The sequence below is a fragment of the Burkholderia sp. BCC1988 genome, assembly GCF_905339895.1.
Taxonomy (GTDB): domain Bacteria; phylum Pseudomonadota; class Gammaproteobacteria; order Burkholderiales; family Burkholderiaceae; genus Burkholderia.
In genome coordinates this window covers 86307-112780 of the sequence record NZ_CAJPHA010000001.1, presented here as the reverse complement: position 1 = coordinate 112780, position 26474 = coordinate 86307, and the positions used below count along the sequence as shown (strand labels likewise).

Sequence of the window (26474 nt, the reverse complement as noted above, 5' to 3'; positions counted from 1 at the left end):
TCCGCGAGCCCTTCCATGTTGAGACGGGTTCTGAGAATGTTATTGATTCGCATTACGGAATATTACGATTTTTCACACTGGATGACCTCGATGCACCGGGCAAACGGCCCCGCCCGAATGTCTACCGGTAGTAGACCACTCAATCCTGACGTATTCCGTACGTCACATTACAATTTCAATACTCCCCACCTCACCGTCGCACTGGTCAGGCGGAGACGATGAATTCGCACGGCACCCTTCAGCAAGCTGAAAAATCGCGAGCACGACATTCGAAGCGGGTTTCACGGAGCAACGGCACGGGCAGTCAGCGCGCCCTGCGCCGCAGACGGAATCAGCAGGTTCACGACACGACTCCAGCGCACCAGCGATGACGCATCGACAAATACGACGTCGCGACGCTCGAGCGCGAACTGGTCGGCGAGCGCGTACGATGCCGGCGCACTCCCATCCAGGTGATAGACCAGCGGCCGGTTGCCGGGCCCGCGGCGCACCACGTAGATCTGTCGCGCGTCCGCCGTGTATTGGCTCACGCCGCCCGCGTCGCCGAGCGCTTCGCCCAAGCTCATTCGCCCGTCGGTCAATATCAGCGTCGCCGGGCGCGACACCTCGCCGAGCACGAACACCTTCGCTTCGTTCGTCGCCCGCACGCGCACCAGATCGCCATCGCGCAACAGGATGTTCGACGGATTCACACCGGCCGCAATCATCGCCGGCAGGCTCACGTTCACCGTCTTGCCGCCGCGCGTCACCATGACTTGCGATCGATCGGCCGCAGTCGTGAAACCGCCTGCGCGATCGATCGCCTCGGGCAGCGTCATCGGCATGTCGTTGATGATCTGCAACCCGGGCGTGCGCACTTCGCCGTCGAGATAGACTCGCTTGCTGCGATACGCCTGGATGCGCAGCGCAATCTGCGGGTTGCGCACGTATTCGCCGAGTCGCCTGGTGAGCGCCTTGCGCGCCTCCGCTTCGGACATTCCTGCCACGTGGACGAGGCCCGCGTATGCGAATTGCACGTTGCCGCTCGCGTCGACCGTATAGCCCGCCGCGACCGAGTTGGTGCCGATGTTGTCGCCATTCGTCGCCTGCGCCGTCGGCAGGTTCAGTTCCGGGTGATCCCATACAACGATGTTCAGCACGTCGCCCGGACCGATGACGTATGCCTTCGACGTGCCGAACAGGTGCCGGACTTCGGCGTCGACGCCGGCGGAACGGCTGGCGTGCTGCTGCTCGACGAACGCCGGCGTGATCTCGATCAGGTCCTCGCTCGACACGTTCTGCACGCCGTCGAGGCCGCCCGCGCCCGATGCGGCGACGCCCACGCGCGCATTCGCGTCGCGTTCAGCCGGCGCATGGTACGTCATGCCGGGCGCAAATGCACATGCGCTCAGCGCACACACGGTCACCGCCGCCGCGAACAGTCGCGGCGAACCGAGCCTCGATATGGAATGTGTAGTAATTGACATCGCGTCTTTCCAAACTGTGCCGGAACCCGCCCGACACGACGGATCACCGCATTACGCTCGCCGGCACGGCGCGCGCCGCACTGCCGCGCGGCACTTGCACCGCACGTCACCCGCACGTCGATCCGTACAGGTCATCATGAGCGCCACCATGCCGCGCGCGTCCGCATCCCGTCGGCCGGCGCTCCCATGACGACGTACTGCGCACCGGCGCGCCACATGTATCGCCGCATCGAACGTCGCCCGATACGACACCGGGCAATCCGCGCCGGCACCGCCCTGCCGGTCGCGCTCCGGCCGAGGTGCTCACGCGCTGATATTTGATTGGACACTGTCTGGCACCGCGTGTATGTGAGCAATACCACCGAAAACCTATCTTCACATAAACATCCGATCTGCCCCCCGAAGATCGCGCACCACGCTGCGCCGACCAACCGCCTGAAACGGTCGCCCGGCTGCTTCAAGCACGGTCGCCAGATCCATCGGCGCAAAAAGAGCGCGCCGATCGGTGCGCCTTGCCGAGGCGGGTCGTGTCACGACGTCTCTATTGCAACCTCGTCAACCACCACACCATTTATTCATCGTGACATCGAACGTGAAGGTCAGCACCTGCCCGGTCGTCATGGCGACATTTGCCCCGGTTGTCGTCTGTATATTGGCGTTGTTCGCGATCGTGCAATTTCCATTGGTCGCCACGATCTTGACGGATTGACCATCAATTCCGCCGGTCAGGTTAGTTAGCGTCGTCGGCACGGCATAGTTCGCCGTCAGCTTGCTCAGGCCAGTCACGCTCGGCGTCGAGTTCGTGCCGACAAACCCGCCGGCCCACAGCGCCATCGCATTGCCCGCATTGTCGGCGGCCGGTGCGCCGTAGCTGTAGCGAACCAGCCCGGTTGCGTTCTCGATATGAAATTGCCACGGCCACATTTGCAGCAGGCGCCCGCTTGCCCATGCACTGTTGGTCGCTCGGCCGTATCGGTCCTCGGGAATGTACTTGTAGCGGCCGGCGACGCCGTTGCCTTGCGATGCGTTGACGCAAATCTTTGAAAAATATTCTCCGGCGGGAATGAACGACGTGTTGGACGTGGACGGCGTGAACGTGTACGTGTCCGTTCCCGCCGTCACGCTGCCCGCACGCGTAATCGTTCCGGTGATGCCGAAGATGGTTGCCAGCGTCGTATCGCCGGTGCCGTTGGCCGCCAGGACCGGCATGAAAATCGGCAAATTCGGCGTCGTATTGAAACGCCAGCCCGGGATCGCCACGGCGCCGGCGCCCGTCAGCGTCATCGCAGAAGGAATCGGCTGGAACACACTGTCGGTCTCGCAGTCGATTCTCAGATTGTATGGGCTCTCGGTCGAGATGAACACCGCCTCGCCGCTGCCGAAGTAGTTCCGAAGCTTGATTGCGTTGTATCCGACGTTGCCGATAATTACGCCCTTGACGGTCTGCGGAAACGCAAAGATAAATTCATTGTCGGTAGGATATGCATTGAAGTTCGGATTCGGCAGGATCTCGGCCGCGTAGTCGTTCCGCGCACTCAACGGGAAGTTGATGTCGAAAACGCAATTGGTCACTTGTCCGACAACACTGAACATACGCCCGGTACCGAGACCCATCGTGGTCATCCGGTCGTGCAGCAGGATGTTGCGCGCCCGGATTCCATACAGCGGATAACCCGTGTTCGACGTGCGGCGATCCTGTACGGCAAGCGCCGTGCCGTTGCTGAAGATGATGTCGATATTGTCGAGGTTGAAAAGGTTCGACGAATCGGACGCGGCGGCGGCCGGACTGTCGTCAAGATAAATGCCGAAGCTGGGCGTATTCGTCGCCATGTCGCCGCAATGTCGAATCTTCATCGTGCTCAGGTTGACTTCGCGGACGTTCGCGCGTGCCTGGGTCGACCCGCTCCCGGTGTCCGTCCACAACACGCCGCCACCGCGAAAATACAGGCAATTCACGTGAGCGACGTCGAGCCAGTCCACATTGCCTTGCAGCACCAATCCGTGCTGCAACGACGCACACGCGCGATTCCCCTGAAGGGTGAAGTCTCGCAGCACGCAGCCAGCGGTCACCGCCGTGTTGGACGTCCATGACACGTTGCCCGTCTGCGGCAGGTCCGTCGTTTCGCTGTTGAAACCCACGTTCAACACTGTGAAGCACTGTCCGCCGACGCCTGCGCCGAACTGAATGATCGACGTGCGGCTCGAGTGTCCGAAGATCGCTATCGGCTTCGTGACCGCAGGAAGCGCGAGGCTTGAATAGTAGACGCCCGCGGGCAGATCACCCTTGACCGGCCAGATCGTCATCAGGTAATTCAGCCAGGCCGTCAGGGCTGGGCCGTCGTCGCTGCCGTACACGACATTGGCGCCGGTTGCGCTCGCCGCCGCTGCCTTCCCGAGCGTGACCTGTGTCGCGCTGACGATTGCCGTGATCGTCGTGGACACAACCAACGTCGCGACGCCATTCGCATTGGTGGTCGCGATGTCGATGCGTTTGCCCACGTCCGCCGCGGTGAACGCCGCCGATGCCGACGAAAAGGCGGTGGATCCCCCTGTCGTTACGCCGTCGTTGACGATTCGCGTGTTCCCCTTCGCGCCGAAATACTTTGCGCTGACCGGCAAATTGGCGGGAAGCGCCGCCGGAAGATCCATCCAGACCTGCGTGGTGCCCGCCGCAAGACTGACTGCCGCGCCACCGTTGCTTGAAGCCAGAACAGTGGTGCGCGACAGCGTGTTTCCGCTGGCCGTGTACGTGCCGATTCCGATTTCCCAGTTTCCACTCGGCTCGCCTGTGCTGCTCACGGCCTGCAACCCGTAATAGAATGTGTCGGTATTTGCACATACCGATGAGAAAGTCCGGAATCCCGTCATTGCACCAGCCAGAGACAGAACACCCGTACCGGTGGAAGTGGTCGTTTCTTTCACGCGGTCCTGAAGTTGAAATGCCATATCGATCCTCGACGCGCGCCGACAAGCACGCAAAAGAGTGAAATGCGCCGGATGCGCAGCGTCGGCAACGGTCGTCGGCTCCCTCGTCTCCGGTGACTTCGCTGCATGACTTGCCATCCGGCGAGTTGAACGCCGGATCAGCGCTATTGCCCCAATCTCGGAATCATCGTGACCGTCGGGGCGGCGCTATAGGTGACCGTCATTGCATCGCCCGGCTTGAGATCGATCATTCCATTCGTCAAGCCGGTGGCGTAGGCCGTTTGACCGTTTCGCGAGACATTGATTGACGACACGGCACCGCCTGCGACCGACATGCTGACCGCACTCAAGTTGCTATTCGTGAACGTCCATGGTGAAGCGCCGACCGTCTGCACAACAGGGGGCACCGGGACATAAGTGCTGACAAATCCGTTTTGGACGAAATTATCTTCACCCCACGATATATAGATCCAAGAATTTGAATAAAAATAAGTCAAACCATCGATTGACCGAGGATAATTATTCGGCTGAGCCATATAATTCCCACGCAATTTGAGCGATGCCCCCGCCGCGAGCCCTCCTACCGTAATAAAACGACCGAAACCGTTACAGCAGCCGATGTTTTCTCCGATATTGTTGCTAATCTCCGTTAAACACGAGCAAGATCCATCCATGTAAACCCCGGTTTGCGCGATTCCGGAAAATTGATTATTAGAAACAATACATTCTCGGGTGTTATACAGCGCGATTCCAGATGCAGTACTTAACGATCCCGTGCCGGTGAACGTAATCGACGCACCATTGGCAATTCCGGTGCCAGTGAAATTATTGGACAGGGTCACGGTCGGACCATTGCCGTTACCGGAAACCGCGGTCACATACGTGCCGGTCGGGATGTTCGCTCCGGATACCCCCTGACCGACCGCACAGCCGCGCGCCGACGGATACGGCGTAAACGTCAGCGTGTTGGTTCCCGCCGCCGACGCGGCCGAGGTCGCGATCGTTTGAGACGTCATGCAGACCATCGGGGTAAAGACGATAGACGCGCCGCTCGCGATGGTGCCCGTCGTCGCTTTGCTGAGCGTTACCGTATTCGCCATCACGCCGACCACGTAGGTTCCTGCCGCGATGTTGGTACCGCTGACGCTCTGCCCGATCGACACGCCCGTCGTTTCGTCACCCGGTGATCCGAAACCGTAGATATCGTTGTAGGTCACGCCCGTCGTCGTACCAAACGTCAGCGACGTAGCGCCGCTCGCGGCGGAAACCGTCGTCGCGAGCGTCGCCCCGAACAGGCCAACGCCCGAAAAGATCACGGTCCCGCCGCTAGGAACGGTTGCCGTCTTGTCCAGCGTAACCGTCGATGCGCCCGCCGATACAACCGTGCCGATCGGCACGCTCGTCGAACCGTTGAAATACCATGCCGCCATGCCGACGGCGACGCCCGGGTTATTGGCAAAGCTCAGCGTTTTCGATGCCGACGTCGCACTGATCGTCGTCAATGGAAACCCGTTCTTGTTGTTCGGATCCCAGGCATTGACTATGGTGTTTTGCGAAATATTGACGTGAATGTTGTTTCCCGACGGCTGCCACAGTCCGATCGACACGCCGGCAGAATTCTTGATCGTATTATTTACAACATTGATATGGGAATTATTGAAACCATTTGTCGCATTCACGGACAATGCGGAATACCCAAGCGGTCCATTGAGCGAGTTTACTATTCCAGCAATATTGGATGATACACCACACGTATCCAGAATATTATTGACGACCGTCACGTTATCGTTACCATAACTCTGATAGACGCTTGTGAGCTCGGACGCGACATAAATTCCCGCCGCCATCGGGTTGTAGATCTGGTTATCGACTACCGTGATCTCTTGCGCACCTACGATGGCAATGCCACGTGCATATTTGGTTCCTCTCACCCTGTTGTTCGCAATCGTGATGCGACGGGGACGAACGCCATCGGCCACGTAGCCGACCACGGCAAACGCATCGTCCCCGCCGTTGATCACTTCGTTGTTCGTGATCGTGATGTCCGAACTTGCATTGGTAACGTGGATGCCGTCGTGCCAGATATTGATCAGCGTATTATCAAAGACCTTTCCGTTGACGCAGCTATGCATGATGACTGCCTGCCCGGCAGAATTGTTAAGCTTGCACCCGGAAATCTCAAACTGTCTGCAACCCGTTAGGTTAACAGGGCCAGCGTTCTCGTCGGGATAGTATGCCGCCGCATTCTGCGAAAAAAACTGCAAGTTCTTGACTTTGAAATTACTTGCATTGTTCCAGTAAATCGAAGCGTTCTGGCCTTGCGAAGTCGTGCACTGCAGGATCGAATCCCAGCCGGCGCCGATGACCGACGCCGTCGCGGTCAACGTGTTGCTATACAGATATGTGCCGGGTGGAAAATACAACGGTATCCCGGCATTGAGCGCAGTCTGGAGCGCAACCGTATCGTCGGTTACGCCATCCCCCTTCACGCCAAACCGGCGGACGCTCATCGGCAGGTCGACCAACTCCTGCAGAAGCGGTCGTGCGGTCAGGCCCGTTGCCGTGCCAACAATGTATGTAGCCGGAAATTCTGCTGTCATTCAAGCACTCCATACCATCGCAATTCAATCGCGACGTAAAAATCAAAAAAATTGACCAATGATCGGCAACCGATTTTCCGAATCTCCGGCCGAGACTGCGGAGCGCATGCCACTGCAATGAACGACACAGCCGCAACTCCGCACTATCAGACTCGATACCCCCTTGCACGGTGAATACCACCGACGCCGACACGATAGTGGTCGATCCCGATATCGTTACGCCGTCGTGGACAATCCTCGCCTCCTTTCACAACAATGCACTCCGAAGCATTTTTTATGACCAGTATCTACGGGTTACTGCCCCAGTCTCGGAATCATCGTAACGGTGGGCGCGGCGCTATACGTAACCGTCATCGCGTCACCCGGCTTGAGATCGACGAGGCCGTTCGTCAAGCCGGCAGCATAGGCCGCCTGCCCGTTTCTCGACACCGCGATCGACGATACGGTACCGCCAGCAACCGACATGCTGACGCCGCTGGGGTTGCGGTTCGTGAACGTCCACGGCGAAGAGCCGACCGTCTGCGCGGCCGGGGCTAGTTGCACTCCAAAACCGACAAACCCGTTTTGAGCGATGTTGCCCTCGCCCCACGCCGTATAACTCCACGAACTCGACGAGATCAGCGTGTCAATCGCCCGGGGATAATTGACCGGCTGAGCCATGTAATTGCCGCGCACCTTGAGCAATGCGCCGGCCGCAAGCGCCCCGATCGTCATGAAACGGGCAAAGCCATTGCAGCAGCCGATGTTTTCTCCAATGTTGTCGCTGATCTCCATGACATTCGTGCAAGAGCCGTCGACGTAGATTCCGTCCTTCGAAATTCCGGAAAGTTGGTTTTTCGAGACGATGCAATCGAGCGTGTTATACAGCGCGATTCCAGATGCAGTACTTAACGATCCCGTGCCGGTGAACGTAATCGACGCACCATTGGCAATTCCGGTGCCAGTGAAATTATTGGACAGGGTCACGGTCGGACCATTGCCGTTACCGGAAACCGCGGTCACATACGTGCCGGTCGGGATGTTCGCTCCGGATACCCCCTGACCGACCGCACAGCCGCGCGCCGACGGATACGGCGTAAACGTCAGCGTGTTGGTTCCCGCCGCCGACGCGGCCGAGGTCGCGATCGTTTGAGACGTCATGCAGACCATCGGGGTAAAGACGATAGACGCGCCGCTCGCGATGGTGCCCGTCGTCGCTTTGCTGAGCGTTACCGTATTCGCCATCACGCCGACCACGTAGGTTCCTGCCGCGATGTTGGTACCGCTGACGCTCTGCCCGATCGACACGCCCGTCGTTTCGTCACCCGGTGATCCGAAACCGTAGATATCGTTGTAGGTCACGCCCGTCGTCGTACCAAACGTCAGCGACGTAGCGCCGCTCGCGGCGGAAACCGTCGTCGCGAGCGTCGCCCCGAACAGGCCAACGCCCGAAAAGATCACGGTCCCGCCGCTAGGAACGGTTGCCGTCTTGTCCAGCGTAACCGTCGATGCGCCCGCCGATACAACCGTGCCGATCGGCACGCTCGTCGAACCGTTGAAATACCATGCCGCCATGCCGACGGCGACGCCCGGGTTATTGGCAAAGCTCAGCGTTTTCGATGCCGACGTCGCACTGATCGTCGTCAATGGAAACCCGTTCTTGTTGTTCGGATCCCAGGCATTGACTATGGTGTTTTGCGAAATATTGACGTGAATGTTGTTTCCCGACGGCTGCCACAGTCCGATCGGCGCCCCGGCAGAATTCTTGATCGTATTATTTTCAATATTGATATGCGAATTATTGAATCCACTTGTCGCACCTACATGCAATGCAGAATAACCAAGCGGACCGTTTGACAAATCGGCTACTGCCGCAATGTTGGATTGCACCCCACACGTATCCAGAATATTGTTGGCAACCGTCACATTATCATTGCCGTAACTCTGGTAAACGCTTGTCAACTCCGACGCGACATAGATCCCTGCTCCCATGGGATTGTAGATGTGATTATTGGTCACCGTGACTTCCTGGGCGCCGACAATAGCGACACCGCGAGCGTACTTTGTTCCGACAACTCTATTGTGCGAAATAATAATGCGCCGAGGACGAACACCCTCGTTCCAGTAACCAACCACGGCAAATGCATCATCTCCGCCGTTGATCACCTCATTGTTCGTAACAATAATATCCGAGCTTGCCTTAGTAACATGGATACCATCATGCCAGACATTAAGAAGTGTATTGCCGAACACTTTTCCATTCGTGCAGCTACGCATACCGACGGCTTGCGCCGAGGAGTTGTTCAATTTGCATGCTGATATTTCAAACTGGCTGCAGTCCGTCAGATTGAGTGAGCCGGCACTCTCATCGGGATAGTACGCCGTCGTATTTTTCGAAAAAAAATGCAGGTTATGAATTTTTAAATTACTTACATTGCTCCAGGAAATACAGGAATTTTTACCTTGCGGGGTCGTGCACTGCAGGATCGAATCCCATCCGGCGCCGATGATCGACGCCGTCGCGGTCAAATTAGCGCTATACAAATAAGTGCCAGGCGGGAAATACAACGGTATCCCGGCATTGAACGCGGTCTGTAGCGCCGCCGTATCATCAGTCACGCCATCCCCCATCACCCCAAACCGCCTGACGCTCATCGGCAGGTCGACCAGCTCCTGCAGAAGCGGTCGCGCGGTCAGGCCCGTTGCCGTGCCGATGAGGTATGTCGCCGGAAATTCTGCTGTCATTCAAGCACTCCATATCATCGCAATTCAATCGCGATGTAAAAGTAAAAAAGCGGATGGACGATCGGACGCTGAGTCTTCCGAATTCCGGGGTGTACCTGCAGGAACGCATGCGGCTGGCAGGCAAGACGCCGCCGCAAATCAACCCTGCCAGACCAGATATCCTTTTTCTTGTTTTCATGAAGAGAAATCAGGCACGATCGCACGCACCCACTCATTGCAGAATAAGAACGATTTTCCCGATGAATTGTGCGTTCGGTAACCGAAGCACGGAGCGATGCTGCGCGCGAAGCGGCGGGAGCGATCCGGCCGAATGACTTGCCCATTCGATGCACACGCAACGACTCCCCCACACGCCCCGTCGCCAGCACCGATCCGCCTCCCCTCGAAACGACCGCCCGCGGGTACTTCTTACCCTGCTGCACACGCACAATCAGGAACGCTTACCGGCTTTTCCCCACATCGCACACCCGCATCGAAAAAAGATCATACGTATCAGTAGAAACACCGATGCTGTAGTCAAACTACATTCGTACGATTGGCCACTGCAGAGAATCGCTACATCCGATTCGGCAGTGTCGGACGGTCCGCGTCGCCGTCCGCGTTGTCCGATCGGGCCCAACCGGCCGTAACGATTCCCCGCCTGGCCTGGCATGCCGACGCGCAACCACCCTGCATCGCCAGCCGAATGCGTCCGGTGCGAATCCACCGGACGTGCGCAGCTCCAGACATCATCCGAACAACAACCGGCAATACGATCATGGAGAGCAACATGCGGGACAAACACTGGCCGGCCGTCGTGCTGGCAGCGACCCTCTGCACCACCGCCCACGCAGGCAATGCCGATTTCAATTCACAAGGCGACGCCGCCGACGCATTCGCGTCGTCCGCCGCGCAGCGGCGCGCCGACCTCCTCGTGCGCAAGATGACGCTCGACGAGAAACTGCAGTTCATCCATTCGCAATACGAAATGTCGAAGGTGCCGAACGGCGGTGCCGGCTACATCCAGGGCGTGCCGCGGCTCGGCATTCCCGATCTCAACATGGTCGACTCCGCGACCGGCTCCGGCAGCACGTCGCTCGCGAGCACGACCTTCCCCGCCACGATCGCCGTCGCCGCGAGCTGGGATCGCCGCCTGTCGTACGACTACGGCAAGCAGGTCGCGATCCAGTTGCGCGCGCAAGGGTTCGGCATGGGTCTCGGCGGCGGCACCAACCTCGCGCGCGAGCCGCGCGGCGGCCGGCTGTTCGAGTATCTCGGCGAGGATCCGCTGCTCGCAGGCGACCTGCTCGCGGAGCGCACGCTCGCCACGCAGCGGCAGAAGGTCATCGCGACCATCAAGCACTATGCCGGCAACGAACAGGAGCATGGCCGGATGGGCGGTAACACGCAGATCGACGAACGCACGCTGCGCGAGCTCTACCTGCTGCCGTTCGAGATCGCCGCGAAGCGCGGGCAGCCAGGCAGCGTGATGTGCAGCTACAACCGCCTGAACGGCGCGTACGCGTGCGAGAACACGCATCTGCTGAACGACGTGCTGAAGAACGAATGGGGCTTCCAGGGCCAGGTGCAATCCGACTGGGGCGCGACGCACAGCACGGCCGCCGCGATCAACGCCGGGCTCGACGAGGAAGAAGACGTCGGCCCGTCGGTCTACCTGACGCCGGCGGCCGTCAAGCAGGCGATCGCGAACGGCTCGGTATCGACCGCGCGCCTCGACGACATGGTGCGCCGCAAGCTCGCCGTGATGATCCGCGTCGGCGTGATGGACGATCCGGCCAAGGGCGGCGGCACGATCGATTTCGCGGCCGCGAACCGGTTCGCGCAGAGCGTCGCCGAGCAGTCGATCGTACTGCTGAAGAACGACGGCAACCAGTTGCCGTTGGCGGCGGCGGCCTTGTCGCGCATCGCGGTGATCGGCGGCCACGCCGATGCGGCCGTGCTGTCCGGCGGCGGCTCGGGCAACACGCGCGATCCGGTCACCGGTTCGTTCGCGGGCTGCGGCGGCCTGACGTTCGGGGCGTCGACCGGCTGCAGCTGGTGGCGCAATCCGTGGCTCAAGGTCGACGTGCCGATCGTCGCGGCGATCCGCGCGCTCGCGCCGGCGGCACAAGTCACGTTCGCGGGCAACAGCGACCAGCAGTCGCCGTTCCGCGCGTACACGCAGCAGGAAATCGACCAGGCCGCGGCGCTCGCGGGCCGCTCGGACGTCGCGATCGTCGTGGTCGCGCAGCCGGCCGGCGAGGATTTCGGCGATCTGCAAAGCCTGAGCCTCGCGAATCCGTCGAATCAGGATGCGCTCGTCGAAGCGGTCGCGCGGGCGAACCCGCACACGATCGTCGTCGTCCAGAGCGGTAATCCGGTGCTGATGCCGTGGAAGGACAACGTGTCGGCAATCGTCGAGGCGTGGTATCCGGGCGAAGGCGGCGGCAAGGCCATCGCGAACGTGCTGTTCGGCGCGGTCAACCCGTCCGGCAAGCTGCCCGTCACGTTCCCGGCGCGCGACCAGGACACGCCGACGTGGGGGCAAGGCGGCGCATTCGACAACGACCCCGTCTACGCGGAGAAGCTGAACATGGGCTACCGCTGGTACGACGCGCGCAACATCAAGCCGATGTTCGAATTCGGCCACGGGCTGTCGTACACGCACTTCGCGTATTCCGGGTTGTCGGTGTCGCGGCAACGGGACGGCTCGCTGAGCGTCGCGTTTACCGTGCGCAACGGCGGCCGCGTCGCCGGCGCGGAAACGCCGCAGGTCTATCTCGGCGTGCCGTACAAGGACGAGCCGCCGAAGCGGCTGGTCGGCTGGGAAAAGATCCGGCTGAACCCGGGCGAGGCACGGCATGTCCGCGTGACCGTGTCGCCGCGGATGCAGAGCGTGTGGGATACGTCGCGCAATGGCTGGAAGGTCGTGCCGGGCGGGACGGTGTATGTCGGCGCGTCGTCGCGCGATATCCGGCTGCAGGGTAGCTAGGCAGCCGGCCTGACGATGCCGGTGTCGGGTGGAACGCCGCCCGGCACCCACGCACAACGCGTCGATTCGTACGATTAAAGAGGCGCCACCGGCCGGCAAACAATGCGCAATCGCGGTGTTTCGTTCGCATTGTCGACCAGGTGTCGGCAATGCGTGCCCGATGCGCACATGAATGAAAACCGGGAATGCCATCGATGCCCGGATTGACTTGCTCGTGCGATCCGTTCGGGTAGGATGTGAACGTGCGATTTACCGGACTTCGTACCGGCCGCCCACCGCACGAATGTGATAGCGTAGTGAAGCCGCAGCACGGTCTCGTCGCCGATGGTTGGGGTAGAACATGTCGGCAGGTCCGCGGGCGCGCTTCGTCGTCAGTCGTCATTGCAAAGGAGTTCTCCTATGTGGACCAAACCTGCCTACACTGATCTGCGACTCGGTTTCGAAGTCACGATGTACGTGTCGAATCGCTGATTCGGGCACGCCATCCGGTAAGGAAAGCCTCGGCCTGCCGAGGCTTTTTCTTTGCTTCGCACCCCGGCCCCTCGTCGCACCGTCATGCTCATACACATCCTCGGATCCGCCGCGGGCGGCGGCTTTCCGCAATGGAACTGCAACTGTGCGAACTGCGCGGGTTTTCGCGCGGGCACGATCGACGCGCAGGCCCGCACCCAGTCGTCGATCGCGCTGTCCGACGACGGCGCGAACTGGGTGTTGTGCAACGCGTCCCCCGACATTCGCGCGCAGCTGCAAGCCTTCCCGCCGTTGCAGCCGGGCCGTGCGCTGCGCGACACCGGCATCGCCGCCGTCGTGCTGATGGACAGCCAGATCGACCATACCGCCGGCCTGCTCAGCCTGCGCGAAGGCTGTCCGCTGCAGCTGTGGTGTACCGACATGGTCCACCATGACCTCATCAGCGGCTTTCCGCTGTTCAACATGCTCGCGCACTGGAACGGCGGGCTGGTCTGGAACCGCATCGTGCTCGGCGACAGCTTCACCGTGCCGGCCTGCCCGAACCTGCGCTTCACGCCGCTGCCGCTGAGCAGTGCGGCGCCACCCTACTCGCCGCATCGCTTCGATCCGCATCCCGGCGACAACATCGGCCTGCTCGTCGAGGATCGCCGCACCGGCGGCACGCTGTTCCATGCACCCGGGCTCGGCACGGTGGACGACGCGCTGCTGCAACGGATGAACGACGCGGACTGCGTGCTCGTGGACGGCACGCTGTGGGACGACGACGAGATGCTGCGACGCGGCGTCGGTGTACGCACCGGCCGCGAAATGGGTCATCTCGCACTGAACGGTCCGGGCGGCATGCTCGACGTGCTGGCCCGGGTGCCGGGCCCGCGCAAGGTATTGATTCACGTCAACAACACCAATCCGATCCTCGACGAAGGTTCTCCCGAACGCGCGGAATTGCGGCAGCGCGGGATCGAGGTCGCCTTTGACGGGATGGACATCGTGCTATAAAAAACGCATGGTCCCGCTTCCGCGACGCGCATCGTGATGCATACGACGTCGATTGCGGTACGACGCACGCCCTTCCACTGTCCCCAACGTCATGGAACCGTCGATGAGCCAACCCGCCCTCACTCCCGCCCAGTTCGAACAGGCGCTGCGTGCCAAGGGCGCCTTCTATCACATCCACCACCCGTACCACGTCGCGATGTTCGAAGGACGCGCGACCCGGGAGCAGATCCAGGGCTGGGTCGCGAACCGCTTCTATTATCAGGTCAGCATTCCGCTGAAGGACGCGGCGATCCTCGCGAATTGCCCCGACCGCGAGGTTCGCCGCCAGTGGGTCCAGCGCCTGATCGATCACGACGGAACCGCCGGCGACGAAGGCGGTATCGAGGCGTGGCTGAGGCTCGGTGAAGCGGTCGGGCTGGACCGCGCGCAGTTGCGCTCGCAGGAACGCGTGCTGCCCGGCGTGCGTTTCGCCGTGGACGCCTACGTGAATTTCGCGCGCCGCGCGAACTGGCAGGAAGCTGCGAGCAGCTCGCTCACGGAACTGTTTGCGCCGCAGATCCACCAGTCTCGCCTCGACACCTGGCCGCGCCACTACCCGTGGATCGATCCGGACGGCTACGCATATTTCCGCACGCGCCTCGGTCAGGCGCGCCGCGACGTCGAGCACGGGCTCGACATCACGCTGCGGCATTACACGACCTACGAGAGCCAGCAGCGGATGCTGGATATCCTGCAGTTCAAGCTCGACGTGCTGTGGACGATGCTCGACGCGATGTCGATGGCCTACGAACTGCACCGGCCGCCTTATCACACCGTCACCGACCAGCCGGTCTGGCACAAGGGAATCGCACCATGAATTTCGACAGGAATCGCGTGCCGCGCTGGCGGCCGGGTTTTCGCTTCCAGTTCGAGCCGGCCCAGCATGCGCACGTGCTGCTGTACCCCGAAGGCATGGTCAGATTCAACGAAAGCGCGAGTGCGATCGGCGGGCTGATCGATGGCACGCGCACCGTCGCGGACATCGTTGCGCATCTCGAACGGCAATTCCCCGACGTGCCCGAACTCGGTACCGACGTCGAGGATTTCATGGAGACCGCCCGTGCCCAACACTGGATCGAACTCGCGTGAACCGGTGACGCCCGACGCCGCGCGGCCGGCAACCGGATTGCCGCTGTGGCTGCTGGCCGAACTGACGTACCGGTGCCCGCTGCAGTGCCCATACTGCTCGAATCCGCTCGATTTCTCGAGCCAGGGCGCGGAGCTCGACACGGCACAATGGTTCAGGGTCATGGCCGAAGCGCGCGAGATGGGCGCCGTGCAGATCGGCTTCTCGGGCGGCGAACCGCTCGTGCGTCCGGATCTTGCCGCACTGATCGGCGAGGCGCGCCGCCTCGGTTACTACACGAACCTGATCACGTCGGGTATCGGCCTGACCGAGCAGAAGATCGATGCGTTTCGCCGCGCCGGCCTCGATCACATCCAGATCAGCTTCCAGGCGAGCGACGCGACGGTCAACGACATGCTGGCCGGATCGGAAAAGGCATTCGCCCACAAGCTCGCGATGGCCCGCGCGGTCAAGGCGCACGGCTATCCGATGGTGCTGAACTTCGTCACGCACCGCCACAACATCGACGACATCGACCGCATCATCGAGCTGTGCATCGCGCTCGACGCGGACTACGTCGAGCTCGCGACGTGCCAGTATTACGGATGGGCCTACCTGAACCGTCAGGCGCTGCTCCCTACCCGCGCACAGCTCGAGCGCGCGGAGCGCATCACGAACGCGTATCGGGCGAAGCTCGCCGCCGCGAACAACCCATGCAGGCTGATCTTCGTCACGCCCGACTATTACGAGGAGCGGCCGAAGCCCTGCATGAGCGGCTGGGGCAGCCTGTTCCTGATCGTCACGCCGGACGGCACCGCACTGCCGTGCCACGGCGCGCGGCAACTGCCGATCGCCTTTCCGAACGTGCGCGATCACGACCTGCGACACATCTGGTACGAATCGTTCGGCTTCAACCGCTTCCGCGGCGACGACTGGATGCCCGAACCCTGCAGGTCGTGCGACGAGAAGAAGAAGGACTTCGGCGGGTGCCGATGCCAGGCGTATCTGATGACGGGCGATGCAAGCCTCACCGATCCTGTCTGCGGCAAGTCGCCTCATCACGGCCTGATCGAGAAAGCACGCGAGGCCGCGCTCGCGCCGCTGCAACCCATGACTCAACTCGTGTTTCGCAACGTACGCAATTCGCGTGAATTGACGAAGACCTGAACGGCGCCGCGCGCTCGCCGCCGATCGCCGGTGTTTCCTGATTTGGAACGCAATGTTCGCGCATCGCGTCGGGCCGGCTCACTATAATTCGTTCGATCGAATCCGATCGTCAGACCCATTACCGGAGCAGACCATGAACGACCTTCATATCGTCGCCGTGCTGTACGCCAAGGCGGGGCAGGAGGCGCAATTGCGCGAAGACCTGATCGCCCTTGCCGGTCCGTCGCAGAATGAAGAAGGCAATCTGCGCTACGAGGTGCACGTCGACAGCGAAGATCCGCGCCGGTTCGTTTTTGTCGAACATTGGGCAGATCCCGCCCTGCGCGAAAAGCATCACACGCAAGGCGCACACATCCTGAATTTCCACGCCAACGGCGTGAAGAATGTCGAGCGCTCGGAAGTCTTCAAACTGTCTCGCCTCGCCTGACCCTCCTTTCCCGCGCTGACCACCGTTTCATGCGCGTGCGCGCGACGCCGGACATCTCGCCGCGCGCCGCGTCGTCGCCCCGGATTCAGCGGGGAGCGACGCGGTGTCCGGCAACCCATCGAATCCGTTTTTGCAACGTTCCGCACCGACGGCCCGTCACGCGCCGGCTACCGCCCATGGCGCGGCAGCGAGGCGCTCCGCCAGATAGTCCAGGAACGCGGTCACGCGCAACGGCCGCAAGCTGCTCGGCGGCGTCACGAGATTCACGCCCACCGGATCGATCCGCCACTCGGGCAATACGTCCACCAGTTCGCCTCGCATCAACGCGTCCCTGACGACGAACTCGGGTTGCAACGCGACGCCCCGGCCAGCCAGCAGCGCTGGAACGATCACGTCGGCGCTGTTGCTGCGGATGATGCCGCGCACCGCGACCGCGAACGCGTCTCCGCACGCATGACGGAATTGCCATAACTCGGGCGTCGCCAACCCCGTGTAGACGAGACACGCATGCCGGGCCAGGTCGCGAGGATGCGTCGGTCGCCCCCAACGTTTCAGATAGGCCGGCGAAGCCACCAGTGGATGATTCACCGCACAGAGCCGGCGCGCCCGCAGCGACGAGTCGGCGAGTTCCGCGATGAGCACCGCCACGTCGAACCCGCCGCCGACCACATCGACGATGCGGTCGGTGACGCAAAGGTCGATCTCCACCTGCGGATAGCGTTCGAGAAAGGCGGGGATCAGCGGCGCGACGTGGCGGCTCGCGAACGACATCGGCACGGCAACGCGCACCGGACCGCGCAGTTCCGTCGCGTGCGACGACGCCTCGTTCTCCGCCGCCGCGGCTTCGCTGAGAATGCGAATCGCTCGCGATTTGGCGATTTCGCCGGCGGCCGTCAGCGAAACCTGACGCGAGTTTCGATAAAAGAGCGCCGTGCCGAGCCGGCGTTCGAGTCGGGAAATGGCTTTCGACACGGTCGGCTGCGAGAGGTCGAGCGCCTCCGCGGCCCTGACGAAAGAGCCCGTTTCGAGCACGTGCGCGAAAATCGCCCACGCCTCGAGGTCAGGAAGTATCTGCATCAGACAGCAAGCCTCCGGTTGGCCGATCCGGCCGGTTCCTGCCGATACCGGTACCGCGCCCTGCAGCGTTCGCGCTGCATGAGCACCGCCGCCGATACCGGCTGCGCGATGTGCACACCGCTAGAAAAGCGTATGAAGGCCGATGCGGGCAATGGCCTGGTTCGCGCCGGACGACGCGCCATCCGGATCCATCACACCGTTGATTTGCGCCCGGGCACCGCTGCTTGCCCGCTGCCACACACCGGTCGCGTACACCATCGTTCGCTTCGACAGCGTGTACTGCACCGTCGCCGTGACCTGGTGAGCGTGGTCGTTGTCGAGCGCCGCATTGCCCTTCATGTACATGTAATCCGCGCCGATCCTGACCGGACCGGAGAGTTGCCAGGTACCGCCCGACTCGGCCATCCACACCGAACCACCGGACGCAGCGTTATGAACGGTCGTCACCAGCGCGCTCAGGTTCGCCGGTCCGATCCGGTAGTGCGCCCCTGCGCCCCAGTTACGCACACTCGTCGCGACGGAGCCCGGCTGTGCGCCATATTTCTCGTTGGTGTACGCGGCGGCGGCGCCGAACGGTCCGGCCTCGTAGTCGAGACTGGCGCTCACCGTATTGCCCGCGCCGATCGAGCCCGGCACGCCGCCGAACGCATAAAGCGCGCCCGCCTTCAGCCCATGGATGACCGGGCTCACGAACTTGACGGCGTTCGCCACACGCTGACTGCCCGCCATCCGGTCCCAGTCGAACGCGCCGGTCGGGTTGCCGGGCAGCGCGAGCTTGCGAAAGGGTCCGTTGCGCAGGTTGTACAGTCCGGCGACATCGGCCGCCGCGTCGGTGCCGCTGAAGAACAGCGTATCGGCCATGAATTCATACTGGTTGCCGAAGGTCAGCGTGCCCAGCCGGTCGTTCTGCACACCGACGTACGCGGTACGCGCGAACAGGCCATTGCCGATCAGCGCGCCGGTACCCGGTGAAATCTGGCTGACCAGCTGGAAAATGACCTTTGAGCCGCCGCCGACATCTTCGCTTCCGCGCAAGCCGAGCAGGCTCGGCGTAAAAATCCCGTCGTCGAATTTCGCATTGCCGTGGCCGCCTTCGTTACTGACGTAACTCAGTCCCACGTCGAGCGCGCCGAACAACGTGACGCTGCTCTGCGCGCATGCGATCGGCACATGCGCAACCATCAACAGGGCCGGGACATAGAAACGCTTTCCGAACATGAACCGCCTTCTTCATTGCTTCGCAATCCGAATCACAACGACCGGACCTTCCAATCATCCCGCGCAATGCAGGTACGCACACGCACGCCGCCGTCATACCCGATCGCACGACAGGCGGCGCGCATCGACGGCACGAGTCTAGCGCATGGAATGACGCTTCGACGTTCGGCCTGCGAGAACACAATGTTCTGCATCTCCCGGCTACGCAACGCATCGCGGTTGACCTACACTCGTTCGGTGCATCGGCAGATGCGCCGCGATTCGAGCCGCGATCCGAGCCGCCATCCGTGGCCGACGAGAATCGATTGCGCCTGCGATCGCGACACCCTCCGCCGCGCCCGATGCTTCGCGCTCACGTCGAGCCGACCGGTGCACGCCAGGTCCCCACTTGCCAGGCACGGAACTCCTTCCTCCCGCTTTCGTCCTCCGGAAAGTCCAGACCGCGCTTCACGTCCGATGTTTGAACCCGGGCGAAGCGCTCCGTTGATCCATCGTCACCCGGCGGTCGCGTTCGTCGCACGCGATTTCACGCTCCGGAGCGGCCGGCGCGGCGACCGCGCCGAATCCCTCGACGCGCCACGGTAAAATTCCGTCGTGACCCGTTGCTCATCCCGTTCACGCGCCCTGCCGGGCCTGACTGCGGCATGCATCGCCTGCAATCGGAAGCGCGCCGCACAGGAGCCCCTATCTCCTTGATTCTTATACATTCACCGTTTCCCGGAACATGACTTACTCGCTTGCCACCCTCTACACCCGGGAACTCGAGATCCGCAAGAGCCGCTTCATCGCGTTCGCGATCCCCGTCGAGGACCGCGATGCCGCGATGCAGGCGCTGCAGCGCCTGCGCGACGAACACCCGGCGGCCACCCACGTGTGCTGGGCCCTGCTCGCCGGCGGCCAGTCCGGCATGTCCGACGACGGCGAACCGTCGGGCACTGCCGGCCGACCGATCCTCGAAGTGCTGCGTCATCACGATCTCGACGGCGTGCTCGGCGCGGTGGTCCGCTACTACGGCGGCGTGAAGCTCGGCGCGGGCGGCCTGGTGCGCGCCTATACGGACGCGATCGCGTCGGCGCTGCTCGACGCCGAGCGCGTCGAACGCATTCGCCACACGCGGTTCGCGATCGAAATCGGCTACCCGGACGAAGCGCGGGTGCGCCGCTGGATCGAGCAGGCGGGTTACGCGCTGGTGGACAGCGCGTACGGGATGACGGTGAAGCTCGTGATCAAGCTGCCGGAAACGGCCGAGGCGGCGGCGAAGACCGAACTGTTCGACCTGACGCAGGGGCGCTCGGGCTTCCCCGACCTGTGAGGATCGGGCAACCCGCCCGGCCTCGTCGCCACGGGTTTCACACAGATTCCCGTGAAAATTCAGATGCGTCCGATAGAAAACCCGCGCGCCGAAACTTAATCTCCCCCGTGTTCCTCGCGACGCGTCCTGCAAACGCCTGGCCGGGCGTGCAGACATGCGGCACACCGCGCGTCGCCAACGATCGCCAACAATCAGAATTCAGCTACGGGGATATCGGACGCATGCAACTGCAAAAACTGCAAGCCCAGCTCGCGGAACTCGATCGGCGCATCCGGGTGGCGCGCCGCCATGAACGCCAAGCGGCACTGGTGCAGGTACGCCAGCTCGTGACGGACCATGCGCTGACCGCGCGGGAAATCTTCGGGCAGGGTTACAGCGATCGCGCAAAGCTGGTCACGATGGGCACGAAATATCGCGATCCGGCGACGGGCGCGACCTGGAGCGGCCGCGGTCGTGCGCCCGCCTGGATCGCCGGGCGCGACCGCGCCGCGTTCCTGATCCGCGATTAACGCGCGCCGCGTTGCACGGCGCGCCTCCGTGGTCGATGCAGTCGACCCGAACCGCTCAATAAACGTCCGGGACGATCATGCTGTCCGGCGTCGGACGGCGAATGTAGTCCTCGTGATGCTCGCGCTGCGGCAGATCGATCGTCGGCCGCGGCACCTCGTGATACGGCACCTGGGTCAGCAGGTGATGGATGCAGTTCAGGCGCGCGCGCTTCTTGTCGACCGCCTGCACGACCCACCACGGCGCCTCGGGGATGTGCGTGCGCAGCATCATCTCTTCCTTCGCGGCCGTATACGCTTCCCAGCGGCGGCGGCTCTCGAGATCCATCGGGCTCAGCTTCCACTGCTTCAGCGGATCCTCGATCCGGCTCTGGAAGCGCAGCTCCTGCTCGTGGTCGGTGATCGAGAACCAGTACTTGACGATCTGGATCCCGCTGCGCACGAGCATTTTCTCGAACTCGGGCACCGAGCGGAAAAACTCCTCGTATTCGTCGTCGGTGCAGAAATTCATCACGCGCTCGACGCCTGCGCGGTTGTACCAGCTGCGATCGAACAGCACGATCTCGCCGCCGGCCGGCAGATGCGCGACATAGCGCTGGAAATACCATTGCGTGCGTTCGCGATTGTTCGGTGCCGGCAACGCCGCCACGCGGCACACGCGCGGGTTCAGGCGCTGCGTGATGCGCTTGATCGCACCGCCCTTGCCTGCCGCGTCGCGCCCCTCGAAAATCACGACGAGCCGGTGCCCCGTGCTCACGACCCAGTCCTGCAGCTTCACGAGTTCGCCCTGCAGCCGGAACAGCTCGCGGAAATACTGCTTGCGCGCTTCGCGGCGCTCCGGCGAGAACAGCAGATCCTCGTCGTTGTCGAAGCGGCGGTCGTCGAGCTCCATTTCGAGCTCTTCGTCGTACGCGTCGACGAGGTCTTCCTCAAAACGGCGCTGGCGCGATTCGAGCGATGCCGTATCGGTGAAGTCGTCGGTCTCGGTGCGGGTATCGTTATCGCCCATGGGGCCTCCTTCCTTCAATTGACGCAGCCAAACACCGCCATTATCCCAGCGTCTCGCGTCAAATTGATGAAAAAGGGGTCGATCCGCCCCTCAGAAGCGGAATCCGGGCCGCCGCGCGCTCGCCGAGATCGTACTTGAACGCGATCGAACCGCCGCTCCCGAGCGGATCGGGCACGCACATGCGCCGCTGGCGCGGTGACGCCCGCCCGCTCTGGCGATGCGTCAACCGGGCGGCGGCAGCACGACCGTGTCCTCGGGCCCGAGCACGCGGCCGTCCTGCGAGCGAAGCTCCAGTTTCCTGACGGGCAAGCCGGTCTTGCGGTCGACGAGAAGCACGTGCGCCTCGTCCGGCTTGAAGAAGAAATCCTCGCCCCACTGCCGCAGCGCGACGAGCAGCGGAAACAGGCCTCGCCCCTTTTCGGTCAGTACGTATTCGTGATGCGCGCCGCCGTCCGCGGCCGGCACCATGTCCATGATTCCGTGCGCGACGAGGTTGCGCAAACGCGCGGCGAGGATGTTCTTCGCCAGGCCGAGATTTTTCTGGAATTCGCCGAAACGGCGCAGCCCGTCGAATGCATCGCGGACGATCAGCAGCGACCACCAGTCGCCAATCGCATCCAGCGGGCGGGCAACGCCGCAAAGCGCCCGATGCAGTGACCACCCGGATCGCCGGATTCATCCGCGCCACCGCCTGAGCGCGTTGCACCGCGCGTCCGAGCCATCCGACGCGGCTGCCCGCCCGGCACCGGACTGCATGCCGGCCGCGCAACCGCATGCGCGACCGCTTTCGCGCACGCGTCACTCACCCGATACTCGACGTCACCGAATGATCCGCGTGACCCCGCGCCCACGCGGATCGGCCATCGCCTCCGGCGTCCTGCCGTCGATCTTGATCACCTGGATGTCGCCGCTGAAGTCCTGCCCCTTCAGCGTGTAGCCGCGTGCCTCGATCTGTTTCGCGAGTTCGCCTTCGATCGGGTGGTACGGCTCCCAGAAAATCGTGTTCGGCGGCAGCAGCTGATGGTGGAAACGCATCGCGCCGACGGCCTCCTTCAACGGCATCCTGAAGTCGTAGATGTTGTTGATCACCTGGAAGATCGACGTGAAGATCCGCGAACCGCCCGGCGTGCCGATCACGAGCGACACCTTGCCGTCCTTCGTCATGATCGTCGGCGACATCGACGACAGCGGACGCTTCTTCGGCTCGATCGCGTTCGCGTCGCTGCCGACCACGCCGAACATGTTCGCGACACCCGGCTTCGCGGAGAAGTCGTCCATCTCGTCGTTCAGCACGATCCCGGTGCCGTCGGCGATCACGCCCGACCCGAAATAGCCGTTGATCGTGTACGTGTTCGACACCGCGTTGCCCCACTTGTCGACGACCGAGAAGTGCGTCGTCTCCGCCTTCTCCGGCATCGACGTGCCGAGGCCCGGCTGCACGCTCTTGGTGTCCGACGGCTCCTTCGGATTGACTTCCGCCGCGCGCTTCGCGATGTACGCGTCGTCGGTCAGCTGCGCGATCGGCACCTTGTAGAAGTCGGGGTCACCGAGGTATTGCGCACGATCCGCGAACACGCGCTTCTCGATTTCCGCGACGAGGTGGATGTATTGCGGCGAGTTGAGCTTCACGCCCTCGAAGTCCTGCTTGAGGTCCGCCTTCATCTTCAGCAGCTGCACGAGGCCGATGCCGCCCGAGCTCGGCGGCGGCGCGGTGATCACGTCATAGCCGTTCCACTTCGCCTGCACCGGCTGGCGCCACACCGCGCGGTATTGCGCGAGATCCTCGGTGGTGATCAGCCCGTTGCCGTCGCCGGTCTTCATCGACGCGGCGATCAGCTCGGCCGTCTTGCCCTTGTAGAACCCTTCCGCGCCGCCATCCGCAATGCGCGTGAGCACCGCCGCGAGATCGGGCTGCTTGAAGTTCGTGCCGGCCTTCATCGACGCGAAGTACTTGTCGAAATTGGTCTTGCCGCCGAATTCCTTCGACGCGTCGACGCCGCGCTGCGCCAGCTGCTCGTCGACGACGAAGCCGTCGCGCGCATAGTGGATCGCCGGCGCGAGCACCTGCTTCCACTTCAGCTTGCCGAAACGCTTCTGCGCTTCCCACATGCCGGCGACCGTACCCGGCACGCCGGCTGCGCGCGGGCCGTACAGGCTCATGCCCTTGACGACGTTGCCGTCCTTGTCGAGATACATGTCCTTCGTCGCGGCGAGCGGCGCGCGCTCGCGGTAATCGATGAAGTACGGCTTGCCGTCCTTGTAGATCGTCATGAAGCCGCCGCCGCCGATGTTGCCGGCTTCCGGGTACGTGACGGCGAGCGTGAACGCGATCGCGACGGCCGCATCGATCGCGTTGCCGCCTTCCTTGAAGATCCGCTCCGCGGCGTCCGCGCTGTACTTGTCGGCCACCGCGACCGCCGAGCTCGTCAGGACCGCCGGCTGCGGCCCTTTCGCGTAGGCCGGCGTGTTCGGCAGGAAGCCGATGCCGGCCATCGTCGCGAGCACGACGGCGGATGATTTGAAGCGATTCAGCGTAGTCATTGCATGTCCCCCATGTGGATCTCCTTCAGGCTCGAAAGGCGCGCGATCCGGTTATGGCCGCCAGTGCGTCGACTCGCCATATACCGGTCCCGTAGTATAGGGGGACAAAGAGGGTCGAACACGCCGCGTCGCGAAACCGCGGCAATTGTTTGCGCGCTGCGTGACCAGCCATTCAGAAATGCCGAAGCAGGCGACGAGGAACCGGTCAAAATTGCGCACGGCGCGCATGCTCGCGCAACACACAAAACAGAAGTTGCGAATCGCGCGGCGCGCGATGATCTACGCGAAAAAATCTGCCGGCGAACCACCCGCGACGCAATGCGATCTGAGAAGATAGCGCCCCGCTTTCGCGCCGCAGCATTGTTCTTTCATGCATGCGCCGCTTCACGCTTCTTCGTCTCGTTTCCTATGGCATCACACAATGCGCATCACGCGTCCGGCTTCGCGGCCGGCGTCGCCGCCGCCGTCCTCGTCGCGCAAACCGGCGCGACCGGCCCCTGGCACGCGGGCCTGCTCGCCGCGTTCGCGGCCGGCGTCGCGGGCGGCACCGCGCCCGACTGGCTCGAAGTCGCGTGGTGGACCCGCAAGCGCCGCTTGTGGATCACGCACCGCACCATCACGCACTGGGGCATCGGCTGGATCGCGCTGCTTGCGCTGGGCTGGCACGGGCTCACGCATCATCCGCATCCGCTGTGGGCCGCGCCGCTGTTCGGCTTCGCGTGCGGCGGCGTGATGCACCTGCTCGCCGACTGGCCGAATCCGCTCGGCGTGCCGTGGATCTGGCGGCGCCATTCGCTGAACCTGTGGAACAGCGGACATTGCGACCTGATCGTCGTGGCCGCCGCCTGGGGCGGCACGCTGTGGCTCGCGCAATCGCTGTGGACGCGCGCGCCGTTCCTCGAACACTGGCTCGGCTGGCTGCATCGCGTGTAGTGACACGTCGTAGCGCGTACGGGTTGCGCGACAAGCTGGCCAGCGCAGCTACGTCGGCGAAGGCTTCGGGCAACTGGGAGGCGCCCACGCTATAGCGATCTTCTTTGCACTCTTGGTCGGCCATGCGCTGGCCGACTATCCCCTGCAGGGGGATTTCCTCGCGCGCGCGAAAAACCGGTTCGCCCCGGTCACGAGTGTGCCGTGGTACCAGGCGCTCGCTGCGCACGCGCTCATCCACATGGGCATCGTGTGGCTCATGACCGGTATCTGGCGGCTTGGTGCTCCGGAGTTCATCGCGCATGCGGTCATCGATAGCAGAAGTGCCGCGGCGTCATCGGATTCAACTCTGACCAGCTGAGGTACATCGGCTGCAAGGCATTGCGGGCCGCACTGGTGATTGGAGGGGCCACGCTCTTGCAGGCACGTGTGGGGTGCCGGAGATCGGATGAACGCGGAGCCGCGGCACGTCGACGTAATCGACGTCCTGGTATTCAGCAATGCGCTCGACTGGGGGCCAGGTCGCTCGGATGGTCAAGGACTATGCGGACCAGCTGTCGAATGTAACGATCCTCGTTGACGTCGGGGGCTAGGGTATCCAGTTCGCCAAGCGGCTCGAGGAGCTCGGCGCCCCGAACGTGATCGGCGTGAACTGGGGAATGCTCTGTTTCAAGAAGCGGAACAAGGAGCAATTTGTCAACTTGCGGGCGCAGTGTTCGGTGCATGCCGCGGAGGCACAGGATGGCGGGATCAGTTTCTCACGCGTCCATACGAGGGAACTGCTCGACCAAGGGTCGCAGATCCCGTTCGTGTTCGACGATCAAACGCGTTGGAAGATAATGAGCAAAGAAGACATGGCCAAAGACGGCATCCCGTCCCCCGACTTGTGGGACACCCTCCGTATGGCCTTCCTCGAGGGTGTGAACTTCATGCCGGCCGACGGGATCACGATCGCCGATGCTGGCGCGTCAGCATTGGAAGCTGCCCGCAAAGCGGCCCAGGATACTTTTTCCGATGCATAGCCCAGAG

21 protein-coding genes are annotated in these 26474 nt (G+C 62.7%); 12 read left to right on the top strand and 9 right to left on the bottom strand.

Going from position 1 to position 26474, the window contains the following annotated elements; all coding sequences use genetic code 11:
* Nucleotides 1-281: 281 nt before the first annotated feature.
* The 4 genes from U4012_RS00480 to U4012_RS00465 form a co-directional block, all read right to left on the bottom strand.
* Nucleotides 282-1466, bottom strand: a complete 1185-nt coding sequence (locus U4012_RS00480; RefSeq protein ID WP_321795225.1) for a polysaccharide biosynthesis/export family protein — start codon at nucleotides 1464-1466, stop codon at nucleotides 282-284.
* Between the two features lie 555 nt (nucleotides 1467-2021).
* Entirely contained in the window at nucleotides 2022-4412 is a 2391-nt protein-coding gene (locus tag U4012_RS00475) for a hypothetical protein (protein ID WP_321795223.1), read from the bottom strand.
* Nucleotides 4413-4555: 143 nt separating this feature from the next.
* Nucleotides 4556-6991 (bottom strand): glycosyl hydrolase family 28-related protein, encoded by a 2436-nt coding sequence (locus U4012_RS00470; protein WP_321795221.1) that lies wholly within the window; start codon nucleotides 6989-6991, stop codon nucleotides 4556-4558.
* 294 nt (nucleotides 6992-7285) lie between these two features.
* Nucleotides 7286-9715: a glycosyl hydrolase family 28-related protein gene (locus U4012_RS00465; RefSeq protein WP_321795219.1), complete on the bottom strand. Its 2430-nt coding sequence runs from the start codon at nucleotides 9713-9715 to the stop codon at nucleotides 7286-7288.
* A gap of 769 nt (nucleotides 9716-10484) precedes the next feature.
* Here U4012_RS00465 and U4012_RS00460 point away from each other — a divergent pair.
* The 7 genes from U4012_RS00460 (at nucleotide 10485) to U4012_RS00430 (ending at nucleotide 16852) form a co-directional block, all read left to right on the top strand.
* Nucleotides 10485-12686 (top strand): glycoside hydrolase family 3 C-terminal domain-containing protein, encoded by a 2202-nt coding sequence (locus U4012_RS00460; RefSeq protein WP_321795217.1) that lies wholly within the window; start codon nucleotides 10485-10487, stop codon nucleotides 12684-12686.
* Nucleotides 12687-13085: 399 nt separating this feature from the next.
* Entirely contained in the window at nucleotides 13086-13157 is a 72-nt protein-coding gene (gene pqqA, locus U4012_RS00455) for a pyrroloquinoline quinone precursor peptide PqqA (protein WP_124485082.1), read from the top strand.
* 84 nt (nucleotides 13158-13241) lie between these two features.
* A complete protein-coding gene (gene pqqB / locus U4012_RS00450) occupies nucleotides 13242-14153 on the top strand; it encodes a pyrroloquinoline quinone biosynthesis protein PqqB (protein ID WP_044842934.1) in 912 nt (303 codons plus the stop codon).
* A 103-nt stretch (nucleotides 14154-14256) separates the two neighbouring features.
* Nucleotides 14257-15009, top strand: a complete 753-nt coding sequence (gene pqqC, locus U4012_RS00445; RefSeq protein ID WP_044843142.1) for a pyrroloquinoline-quinone synthase PqqC — start codon at nucleotides 14257-14259, stop codon at nucleotides 15007-15009.
* A complete protein-coding gene (gene pqqD / locus U4012_RS00440; protein ID WP_044842933.1) occupies nucleotides 15006-15281 on the top strand; it encodes a pyrroloquinoline quinone biosynthesis peptide chaperone PqqD in 276 nt (91 codons plus the stop codon). Before pqqC ends, pqqD begins: the two co-directional genes overlap by 4 nt.
* Nucleotides 15253-16425, top strand: coding sequence for a pyrroloquinoline quinone biosynthesis protein PqqE (pqqE, locus tag U4012_RS00435; protein ID WP_415750340.1), 1173 nt, complete (start codon nucleotides 15253-15255; stop codon nucleotides 16423-16425). The genes pqqD and pqqE overlap by 29 nt, the downstream gene beginning before the upstream one ends.
* A gap of 133 nt (nucleotides 16426-16558) precedes the next feature.
* Nucleotides 16559-16852 carry a putative quinol monooxygenase gene (locus U4012_RS00430; RefSeq protein WP_124484984.1) on the top strand — a complete coding sequence of 98 codons (294 nt, stop codon included), beginning with the start codon at nucleotides 16559-16561 and terminating at the stop codon, nucleotides 16850-16852.
* 156 nt (nucleotides 16853-17008) lie between these two features.
* On the opposite strand, the gene U4012_RS00425 is transcribed toward U4012_RS00430, so the two are convergent.
* Nucleotides 17009-17929 carry a LysR family transcriptional regulator gene (locus U4012_RS00425; RefSeq protein WP_321795211.1) on the bottom strand — a complete coding sequence of 307 codons (921 nt, stop codon included), beginning with the start codon at nucleotides 17927-17929 and terminating at the stop codon, nucleotides 17009-17011.
* A 120-nt stretch (nucleotides 17930-18049) separates the two neighbouring features.
* On the bottom strand, nucleotides 18050-19147 hold the full coding sequence (locus U4012_RS00420; RefSeq protein ID WP_321795209.1) for a porin: 1098 nt from the start codon (nucleotides 19145-19147) through the stop codon (nucleotides 18050-18052).
* 724 nt (nucleotides 19148-19871) lie between these two features.
* Between U4012_RS00420 and U4012_RS00415 the strand changes: the two genes are divergently transcribed.
* Both U4012_RS00415 and U4012_RS00410 read left to right on the top strand, forming a co-directional pair.
* Complete coding sequence (locus U4012_RS00415; RefSeq protein WP_044842928.1) at nucleotides 19872-20459, top strand: IMPACT family protein; 588 nt, start codon at nucleotides 19872-19874, stop codon at nucleotides 20457-20459.
* 107 nt (nucleotides 20460-20566) lie between these two features.
* Nucleotides 20567-20968: an H-NS family nucleoid-associated regulatory protein gene (locus U4012_RS00410; RefSeq protein ID WP_415750339.1), complete on the top strand. Its 402-nt coding sequence runs from the start codon at nucleotides 20567-20569 to the stop codon at nucleotides 20966-20968.
* A 55-nt stretch (nucleotides 20969-21023) separates the two neighbouring features.
* Here the strand turns inward: U4012_RS00410 and ppk2 are convergent, their stop codons facing one another.
* From ppk2 to ggt, 3 genes are all read right to left on the bottom strand, one after another.
* Complete coding sequence (ppk2, locus tag U4012_RS00405; protein WP_044842926.1) at nucleotides 21024-21974, bottom strand: polyphosphate kinase 2; 951 nt, start codon at nucleotides 21972-21974, stop codon at nucleotides 21024-21026.
* Nucleotides 21975-22196: 222 nt separating this feature from the next.
* Nucleotides 22197-22649 carry a helix-turn-helix domain-containing protein gene (locus U4012_RS00400; protein WP_321795976.1) on the bottom strand — a complete coding sequence of 151 codons (453 nt, stop codon included), beginning with the start codon at nucleotides 22647-22649 and terminating at the stop codon, nucleotides 22197-22199.
* A 144-nt stretch (nucleotides 22650-22793) separates the two neighbouring features.
* Nucleotides 22794-24515: a gamma-glutamyltransferase gene (gene ggt / locus U4012_RS00395; RefSeq protein ID WP_321795205.1), complete on the bottom strand. Its 1722-nt coding sequence runs from the start codon at nucleotides 24513-24515 to the stop codon at nucleotides 22794-22796.
* Between the two features lie 408 nt (nucleotides 24516-24923).
* Here ggt and U4012_RS00390 point away from each other — a divergent pair, with 408 nt between their 5' ends.
* From U4012_RS00390 to U4012_RS00380, 3 genes are all read left to right on the top strand, one after another.
* Complete coding sequence (locus U4012_RS00390) at nucleotides 24924-25448, top strand: metal-dependent hydrolase (protein ID WP_044842922.1); 525 nt, start codon at nucleotides 24924-24926, stop codon at nucleotides 25446-25448.
* Between the two features lie 73 nt (nucleotides 25449-25521).
* Entirely contained in the window at nucleotides 25522-25806 is a 285-nt protein-coding gene (locus U4012_RS00385; protein ID WP_321795974.1) for a DUF3307 domain-containing protein, read from the top strand.
* A 277-nt stretch (nucleotides 25807-26083) separates the two neighbouring features.
* Nucleotides 26084-26467: a hypothetical protein gene (locus tag U4012_RS00380; protein ID WP_321795202.1), complete on the top strand. Its 384-nt coding sequence runs from the start codon at nucleotides 26084-26086 to the stop codon at nucleotides 26465-26467.
* The last annotated feature ends 7 nt before the right edge of the window (nucleotides 26468-26474 follow it).

What these genes read in the sequence shown, in the direction of transcription:
- U4012_RS00425 (WP_321795211.1), bottom strand. Translation starts at nt 17,929, where the DNA reads ATGCAGATACTTCCTGACCTCGAGGCGTGGGCGATTTTCGCGCACGTG.
- U4012_RS00480 (WP_321795225.1), bottom strand. Translation starts at nt 1,466, where the DNA reads ATGTCAATTACTACACATTCCATATCGAGGCTCGGTTCGCCGCGACTG.
- U4012_RS00390 (WP_044842922.1), top strand. Translation starts at nt 24,924, where the DNA reads ATGGCATCACACAATGCGCATCACGCGTCCGGCTTCGCGGCCGGCGTC.
- pqqD (WP_044842933.1), top strand. Translation starts at nt 15,006, where the DNA reads ATGAATTTCGACAGGAATCGCGTGCCGCGCTGGCGGCCGGGTTTTCGC.
- U4012_RS00470 (WP_321795221.1), bottom strand. Translation starts at nt 6,991, where the DNA reads ATGACAGCAGAATTTCCGGCTACATACATTGTTGGCACGGCAACGGGC.
- U4012_RS00475 (WP_321795223.1), bottom strand. Translation starts at nt 4,412, where the DNA reads ATGGCATTTCAACTTCAGGACCGCGTGAAAGAAACGACCACTTCCACC.
- pqqC (WP_044843142.1), top strand. Translation starts at nt 14,257, where the DNA reads ATGAGCCAACCCGCCCTCACTCCCGCCCAGTTCGAACAGGCGCTGCGT.
- pqqB (WP_044842934.1), top strand. Translation starts at nt 13,242, where the DNA reads ATGCTCATACACATCCTCGGATCCGCCGCGGGCGGCGGCTTTCCGCAA.
- U4012_RS00460 (WP_321795217.1), top strand. Translation starts at nt 10,485, where the DNA reads ATGCGGGACAAACACTGGCCGGCCGTCGTGCTGGCAGCGACCCTCTGC.
- U4012_RS00415 (WP_044842928.1), top strand. Translation starts at nt 19,872, where the DNA reads ATGACTTACTCGCTTGCCACCCTCTACACCCGGGAACTCGAGATCCGC.
- U4012_RS00420 (WP_321795209.1), bottom strand. Translation starts at nt 19,147, where the DNA reads ATGTTCGGAAAGCGTTTCTATGTCCCGGCCCTGTTGATGGTTGCGCAT.
- ggt (WP_321795205.1), bottom strand. Translation starts at nt 24,515, where the DNA reads ATGACTACGCTGAATCGCTTCAAATCATCCGCCGTCGTGCTCGCGACG.
- U4012_RS00430 (WP_124484984.1), top strand. Translation starts at nt 16,559, where the DNA reads ATGAACGACCTTCATATCGTCGCCGTGCTGTACGCCAAGGCGGGGCAG.
- ppk2 (WP_044842926.1), bottom strand. Translation starts at nt 21,974, where the DNA reads ATGGGCGATAACGATACCCGCACCGAGACCGACGACTTCACCGATACG.
- U4012_RS00465 (WP_321795219.1), bottom strand. Translation starts at nt 9,715, where the DNA reads ATGACAGCAGAATTTCCGGCGACATACCTCATCGGCACGGCAACGGGC.